The 7,291-nt window shown below is 60.2% G+C and carries 6 protein-coding genes; 1 reads left to right on the top strand and 5 read right to left on the bottom strand.

Going from position 1 to position 7,291, the window contains the following annotated elements; genetic code table 11:
* Positions 1-960 precede the first annotated feature (960 nt).
* Positions 961-2,151, top strand: a complete 1,191-nt coding sequence (locus P8R42_08500; GenBank protein MDG2304685.1) for a glycosyltransferase — start codon at positions 961-963, stop codon at positions 2,149-2,151.
* Here P8R42_08500 and P8R42_08495 read toward each other — a convergent pair.
* The 5 genes from P8R42_08495 to P8R42_08475 all read right to left on the bottom strand — a co-directional run.
* On the bottom strand, positions 2,098-3,039 hold the full coding sequence (locus P8R42_08495; GenBank protein ID MDG2304684.1) for a hypothetical protein: 942 nt from the start codon (positions 3,037-3,039) through the stop codon (positions 2,098-2,100). The two genes, P8R42_08500 and P8R42_08495, sit on opposite strands and share 54 nt — an antisense overlap.
* 3 nt (positions 3,040-3,042) lie before the next feature.
* The gene (locus P8R42_08490) at positions 3,043-3,924 is read right to left on the bottom strand and encodes a hypothetical protein (GenBank protein MDG2304683.1); all 882 of its coding nucleotides are present in this window, start codon (positions 3,922-3,924) and stop codon (positions 3,043-3,045) included.
* A complete protein-coding gene (locus tag P8R42_08485; protein MDG2304682.1) occupies positions 3,917-4,846 on the bottom strand; it encodes a hypothetical protein in 930 nt (309 codons plus the stop codon). Before P8R42_08485 ends, P8R42_08490 begins: the two co-directional genes overlap by 8 nt.
* A 178-nt stretch (positions 4,847-5,024) precedes the next feature.
* Positions 5,025-6,131: a nucleotidyltransferase family protein gene (locus P8R42_08480; protein ID MDG2304681.1), complete on the bottom strand. Its 1,107-nt coding sequence runs from the start codon at positions 6,129-6,131 to the stop codon at positions 5,025-5,027.
* Between the two features lie 648 nt (positions 6,132-6,779).
* Positions 6,780-7,291: integrase core domain-containing protein (locus tag P8R42_08475; protein MDG2304680.1), on the bottom strand; the 512-nt coding region annotated here is incomplete at its 5' end.

The following is a 7,291-nucleotide window of genomic DNA, read 5'->3' as shown; positions in this document are numbered from 1 at the left end:
ACGCGCCGAGAACAGATCAAGAAGAAGACAATGGCCCGTCGTAAGCGACAGAATCTACGCGCCGCGTAGGCGGGCAAACGTGCCGGAAGTGTCTCTTATAAATCGACCCCAAAGATCCCGACTCAGCTGACGACGTACAATGAACACTTTGACGCGGACGGGAACCCCACCGATCAGTCAATTTTCAGATTCCCAGCGCAGGACCCCGGCGATGAACCCACCGAGCAGGAGCAGGCGATGGAGCGCTGGTTGTGGGAGCAACACAAGTTGGGCCGTCACGCCACGGATCGTGGGTACCGGCCCGGCGATACCGTAGACCCGGCGGGACCTCGAGCATCAGATGATTTGGGAAGCGCCCCACGTTTGTTCTTGCCGGAAGAGCAGTTGGTGGGCGACCCGTCATTGAACCAAAACCAGCAGTATCGCGGCACGCCACAGCCCCTTGAAGAGAGATCCACGCCAAATGGTAACGATTCAGATCCAAGAGGCGAAAGATAGCGAGCAAGTAGGGCGGTAGCCGACATGAACGGCCGATCGCCGGCTTCCGCAGGTTTCACGTCAAGCGCCCCGTCCGGCACCAGGCCGGACGGGGCGCTACGGTGGAGTGACGGATCAGAGGCCGCAGATGTGGACCGCGCAGGTCACCGGATCGCAGAGAGCCTGCAGGTCCGCGCTACTGGCACCGTGATTCTCATCCCCCGCCTACAGGACCAGGCTTGTTCGCGCAGAGCCCGGGCATCGTCGTCGAGCTCGTCAACGATGCGTCACAGACGAGAGGAAGGAGGAACGGCCTATTTGCCCAGGTCGCCGGGTAGCCGCCACCGCGAAGCCTGGAGCGAGGTCCGGTTTTCGGGTTTGAGCGGCCGCGGCGCAGCCGCTGGGCGGCACCGGAAATTGAGCTATTCTTGTGGAGAGCGTGGGGCCGACTTCGCGGATCGGTCCATCGCTCGAGTAGAAACGTTGTCCAAGAACATCGTCATCATCTCGCCCGTAGCCACGCATCCCCAGGATGCCGGCCACCGGAGCAGGATCTTCAGCCTGGCCTCGATGCTTAAGCACTGGGGCAACCAGGTGTTCATGGTCTATCTGCAGGGACGCTTCCAGCAAACCTCCCCAGATTCCCTGCCGGCCATGAGACAATATTGGGGCAGCCATTTGTTTCTGCCCGACTTTGAGGAACTCGCGAACGCGAAGAAGAAAGGATGGTCGGGGGACGCATCGTTTGCCGATGACTGGGAAGCTGATGACTGGTACGACGACCGTCTGGATCCGTTCTTGCGGAACCTCGAGAGGCAACTCCGTCCGGACATTGTCTTTGTCGAGTACGCCTATCTGTCTAAAGCGCTTGAGTGCTTCGAGGACTCAACCTTGAAGGTCGTAGACACCTTCGATGTTTTTGCCTGCAGGAATAGGAAGACTCGCCAAGCGGGCATCCGACAGACGTACCCCGCCCCGTCATTTACCGAGAATGCGGAGAGCGAGGCCCTGGAGCGTGCGGATGTCGTGGTTGCCATTCAAGAAGATGACCACGTGCACTTCTCTCAGGTGACGGACAAAAAAGTACTCACGGTGGGTCACACGGTGGAACTGCACAAGCCCGGGCCGAAGAGGCCCTCCGGCCACAAGATGCTCTTTTTTGGCTCAGCCAGCGACATCAATAGGAGTAGTCTCCAGTGGTTCTCGAAGGAGATCTTGCCGGCCATTCGCGCCGCCGCGCCGAAGGCCGAGTTGTGGGTCGCCGGCTTCGTCTGCAATCGCAACCGGGTAGCTGCGGAAGGAGTCAGAAACCTGGGGTATGTCCCGGATATTTCTGCCGTGCTTGAGGAGGTGGACGTCGTAGTCAATCCGAACTACTTCGCAACGGGCCTCAGCATAAAGACCATGACTACGCTGGGTCATGGAAAGCCTCTGGTGTCCACACGGGTCGGGGTGCGAGGTCTTGAACATGGGGCCGGCGAAGCCTTCCTCGTGGCCCGTGACACCGGGGAGTTCGCAGAACACGTCATCCGTGTTCTCAGCGACCCGGAACTGGCCGCCGAGTTATCACGGGGAGCGTTCCTGTTCGCGAAGCGGAGCAACGAGAAGAACGCCTCGACACTATGTGATCTGGTCGGCAGGCAAAGCAATCTCCATCTGCCGAAGCAGGTCTGAGTATTTCTCCACGACCAGGCGAAGGACCGGGTAGTTGTCCACGGTGTAGCGATGGCCAGACCTAGTGACCACGCGTGGTTTGCCCTTATCCCGCTTGACTCCGCGTTTCGTGAAGACCGTCGGGTTCTTCCGGTCGAAACCGCTCATGTGAAAGAAGACCGCCGGTCCACCGTTGACGTAGAACTCCTCGTCCGCGTGCTCGATGTGTCGTTCGTGAAGATTCCAGTAGGCGACATTGTAACCTGGATGATCGATTTGTCCGAAATAGGATCGATAGAGGCAGGTCAGGAGAGAGAACCACTTCTGGTCCACAAACATGTAGGGGGGATCCCGGTAGCAGTAGCTGCGGAGCCGATCGATGAGAAAGTCAAGCACCTGGATCGCTTCCCCCGAATTCCTGACCGCGAAGAAACCACTATTGTACTCGCCGTATGACAGGACGCTGAAGTCGTCCGGCAACATGCCGTCCCGCGGGTAGGGCGTGGTGATATGCGGGGTCAGACAGAAGTGATTCGTGTCGAGAGCCCTGTCCAAGTCATCGAACGAACCCACTACAAATATGTCTGCATCCACGTAGATGGCCGTGGGGCAGTTCAATCGAAGAAGTAGATGCTTCAAAAGAGACGGCCGTACTGCATTGCACAATTCGAACGCGTCGTACTTTGTCCTCATGTCCTTGAGGCCGGCTATGTCCAGGTCGGAGAGCAAGAGGATCTCGAACTCCGCCATCTCTCGGATCCGGGCCTCTTCACGCTCACCGGCATCCGTGACCAGGGCAACAAACCTCGAATCCGGGTTCCTCGCTTTCAGCGAATGGTGCAGCGCCGCTGCGTACAGAAAGTGGTCTTGGGTGATCACCGTGCAGAAGGTGAGCGGTGCGGCTTTCATGCGTCATGTCCGCGCAAGAAATTGCGCCAGCGTGTTGTTCAGCTTGCTTCTGTCCAACCCGACATAGAGTTCGAAGAACACATCCTCGGGCAGAATGTCGAAGTACCTCTTCTCATGGTCCTCGACCTGGTCTTCGGAGAAGTACTCGTAGGCCCTCCGGTTCAAAGCCGACAGCTTCCGGATTCCTTCGTCTCTGGGAAGGGGCCTCAGTTGGCTGTTGGGATCGTTCCATGAGGTGGCCAGCACGATCCGAGAGGGCCCCGGAAAGGATTGAGAGTCCTCTTGGAGAGGCCGGTCCTCAGGGCGTCCGCTCACGACGTTGAATGGCAAACTCACGATCTGTTCCAGGTCTGAATCTACAGCTACGGTGTGACCATACGACGTAGCTCCCTCTCTTTCGAGTTCGTCGGTCACATCGATGATGCCGCATTCCCGATGGCCGGCCACCAGCAGGCTGCTTTGGCCGGCGCGGACGAACTGCCCCGGGAGATAGGTGTAATCCGCCCTGCCGCAAAGGGTTTTGAATAACCAGCGGACGAGGAGTCTGAGCTCCCACAAGGTGTCTTCATCAAGGTGCACATAGTGGAGTTCTGCCGCTGCGTCAGCCGTGCTCACGCTCACGCAGAAAGCCGGCGACATGTAGTACGTCGTATGTCCCTGTTGATAAACCGACGTACCGCGACTTGAGTTGTGGTGGGTCCGCAGGGACCGGTTGGGAGGTGCAAAGCCGTTGTCCTTGACCAGGAGAATCCGGTGGTTGGTATCGGCGTCCACCCGTCGTCCATCGAGGGCTGCCAGTCCCGAGAATGCCCTCTCGCCGCCATCGACCTCAATGCCGAAGGTGACGGGCCCGACTCGAAAAGTCCTGGAAGAGATCCTAGCCATGCTCTTGCATCGTGAAGAAATCCAGGAGGGTGTCGGTGACTTCCCGTTCATGAACTCCGGCGAAGAACTCAAAGCATTGCGCACGACTGAGCAACTCGCCGTATTGTTGCTCGTATTCCGCGGCATCTTCCGGGTAGGCATTCCACGAAGCCTCATGGACGTATATTTCCATGAGCCTGCGGAGGGCCTCGTGCGGCGTGGCGGCCTTGGTTTCACTCGTTTCATGGTGCCACACCTGCGGGAAGATGACGTAGTCGATGCCCTGTTTCACTTCGGGCCGGGTGGTTCCCAGTTCGTAGCGGTCATGCGAGGGATCGAGGTTCTGCCGCCGGGCAATGTCCCCTTTGAGATGGAGGCGGAAGTTGAAAGGAACCAGGCGATGCTCGTGTACGAGCGTCACATCATCTGCAATGACCTGGCCCCCGGCGGCCATGAGGCGGAGGAGGCACGAGGACTTGCCGCATCCAGAGTGACCCGCGAAGAGGACTGTTCTGTTCGCGAATACAACCGATGAAGCGTGCAGAAATAGGTTAGAATGGGCTTCGGCTGTCTTGATGATCAACCACTTTAGAGCGTTCCTTGCCAAGAGCCGTACGGCCTTGTTGCTCGTGGAATAATGCGCGTCCACGCGGCGGTTCTGAAAATCCGTCGCCACAAGGGCCTCGCCCGCTCGCTCAGTGTAGAGCGAACCATTCCGTTGGTACCTGGCTTCTCTCGCTTTTGGCCAGTGGCCCACAAGCACGCTCTTTTCCGGCAAGCGGAATTCCTTGCAACCGCTTTTCAGGTGGGCCGTGCAGTCGACCTGAGCGGAGGCAGGTATGGCATGAGCCTTCAAGTCCTCCGCCAGAGCGGTGAACAACTCATCGCCATCGTGTTCGACCTTGAGAACTACATTTGAGACTCTATAGAAATGCTCGAACACGATTCACCATTTGGCTTGCCCCGCAGCCGATCGGCGGTGCCTCTGCTGCGCAAGAAGCGGGGTGCTCCATCGAAGAAGACAGTCGCAGCCAAGTTTCGCGGCAACCGCGCGAGCCAGAAGACATCCCGGCAGCATCGGCCCACCCCTGCTCTCCCTCCCGTCGCGCCTGCATCGCGACTCAGCGCTTTCTCCGAAACATACCGCGAAAGGAGATCGGCGCGTAGACCGCACGCCGCATAGGCAACGACAATACCCACCACCCAAGAGCCAGCCCCCGAGAACAGGCATAGAGTTTTGAGGCCCAAAGCTTGTTGTGCAAACGGCCCGGCGCGGCGTCCACCAGGGCAACACGGGCGGCCCAGTCAATCGGCGCGTCATTGGCTTGCCGGTCGAGCTCGTTCGCGAGTGACCGGAGGCGCTGGTCGGCGTTCGCGAAGTCCATCGCTAGGCGCAGAATCGAAGGGAGGATCGAACCGAAGCCCTCCGCTTCTGCGCGCAAGAAGAGAGAGGACCAGTCGGTCGTGCCCTCCATGCGTGTGAGCATCCGTTCGAGATCAACGACGCTCTTCAAACGGCCGGCGCCACGATCGAGGTCCTCAAAGAACGACACCGCCACAAAGAGGAGTGCCGACTCATCCGTCAGGACCGGAATGCGACGGTTCGCGACTTCGAACGCTGTGCCCTCCTGCCAGAGTCGACCTTCGTCGATTCGGTAGGAAGGGTGGGTTGCGGGTGCCCAATGCAGATCGAGTCGACAAGCGCCACGCCGATAGTCGCAGCCGTGCGCAAAACGGGTCGCAAATCGATGACCGAAAGGAAGCGCTGAGAGGCGCTCGAAGCCGGTCGCGACGACTAGGGCATCGACCTCGGCAAAGTGTGCCGGCCGGACCAGGAGGTCGAGATCCCCAAACGGGCGTCGCTCAACCCCGCCGAAGAAGCGCTGGCCGAGAAAGGGGCCCTTGAGTAGGCGGTAGTCGATACCACGGCTCCGCAGCAGGTCATCGAGGTCCGCCAGTTCCTCGACCAATCCGGCCTGCCGAGCCCGTCTCTCCCCAATGGATCGCTCCCACTCGATCAGAGTTGCAGTCGCGAAGAGCGACCGTAGTTCGGAGCCCTCGAGCGAAGCCATGAACTGAAAGCGGAGGTGCTGGCGGTCGAGAAAGTCGAGGAAGAGGCGTGCAGCCTGCGCGTCCCCGGCGAGAGCATCGGTGAGCGCGCCGGTCTCTCCGCCGAGCCAGTAACCCATCAGTTCTGCATTCCTGCGAAATAGCTCGTCAGCCGGCATGCCGCTCACTACTCCAGAACAATACGGCCGTGATCACGTAGCAGTGCGAATTCGAGACATCGATGGAGATGTCGTAATGCCACGAGTCCTCCGCATGACGGTAGCCGACCTCAAGGCCCTTTTTGACTCAGGTCCCCTCTAACCGTCAACTCCGAACCTGCCCCGGGGGCGCCTCCCCTACCGGCGGTAGGCGAGAGGAACGGCCTATTTGCCCAGGTCGCCCGGTAGCCGCCACCGCGAAGCCTGGAGCGAGGTCCGGTTTCGGGTTTGAGCGGCCGCGGCGCAGCCGCTGGGCGGCCGAAAGCTCCTGGCGGGCGCGCTCTAGGGCGTCAGAGTGTTCCGTCCATGAGGCAGAAAAAGGCGCACGCCCACGTCCAGGAAGGCGCCGTTAGGTCGGCTTGGAGCCCAAAAGGGGCTCCATGTCGGCGATCCACCCAGCCGCGCGCGACCGCGCCCGGCCGTCTCGCGCAGAAACTCGCCCGCAACTTCCACGCCCGGTACGTGTGGACGGATGTAATCTCGAGGGAGCATGTCGTCACGTGGTTCCCGTCCGCGAGGCAGGTCCTCGGGAACGGCAACTTCTTCGTGTTCGAGATCCCCGAGGGCGACCGAACGGCTGTGCGTTCTCAGAACCCGTCCGCGACCCGATCACGCAGCTTCCGCCCATGCGTACCGATGCTGGAGACCCCCGACACGTGGCAGGGCGATCACCTGTGCCGTCGAAGAGAGACATGGCTCCGCTGATCGCCCCGAGGGAGCGTCTCGCGTGCGCGTATGAACGCGGTCGGCGTTGTAGTAGCCCACGTAGGAAGTGAGAAGTCGCTTCAGGTGTCGCTCGTCCAGAACGATGACATGATCGAGTAGCTCTCGACGGCACGTTCCGATCCATCGCTCCGCGTAGGCATTCTGCCACGGGCATCGATAGGCCGTGCGAACCGGCTCAGTTTCGAGGGCCTGGATCGCCGCATCGACGCGAGCGCCAAAGATCGTGTCTCGGTCATGAATGACGTAGCGCGGTGCCGACTCGTCCGGGAAGGATTCGCGGAGCTGTTGGATGACCCACGCCGAGGTCGGGTTCTTCGTCACGTTGAAGTGGACGATGCGACGGGAGCCATGCTCGATGAGGAACCAGACGTAGAGAAGCTCGAAACGGACGGTCG

The sequence above is a fragment of the Candidatus Binatia bacterium genome, from assembly GCA_029243485.1.
Taxonomy (GTDB): Bacteria; Desulfobacterota; Binatia; order UBA12015; family UBA12015; genus VGTG01.
The sequence above is the reverse complement of the archived record's forward strand: the minus strand, read 5'-3'. Positions and strand labels throughout refer to the sequence as shown.

Bases quoted from the DNA above. Each gene is read 5' to 3' on its own strand.
- P8R42_08495 (MDG2304684.1), bottom strand. From the start codon at position 3,039: ATGAAAGCCGCACCGCTCACCTTCTGCACGGTGATCACCCAAGACCAC.
- P8R42_08490 (MDG2304683.1), bottom strand. From the start codon at position 3,924: ATGGCTAGGATCTCTTCCAGGACTTTTCGAGTCGGGCCCGTCACCTTC.
- P8R42_08480 (MDG2304681.1), bottom strand. From the start codon at position 6,131: ATGCCGGCTGACGAGCTATTTCGCAGGAATGCAGAACTGATGGGTTAC.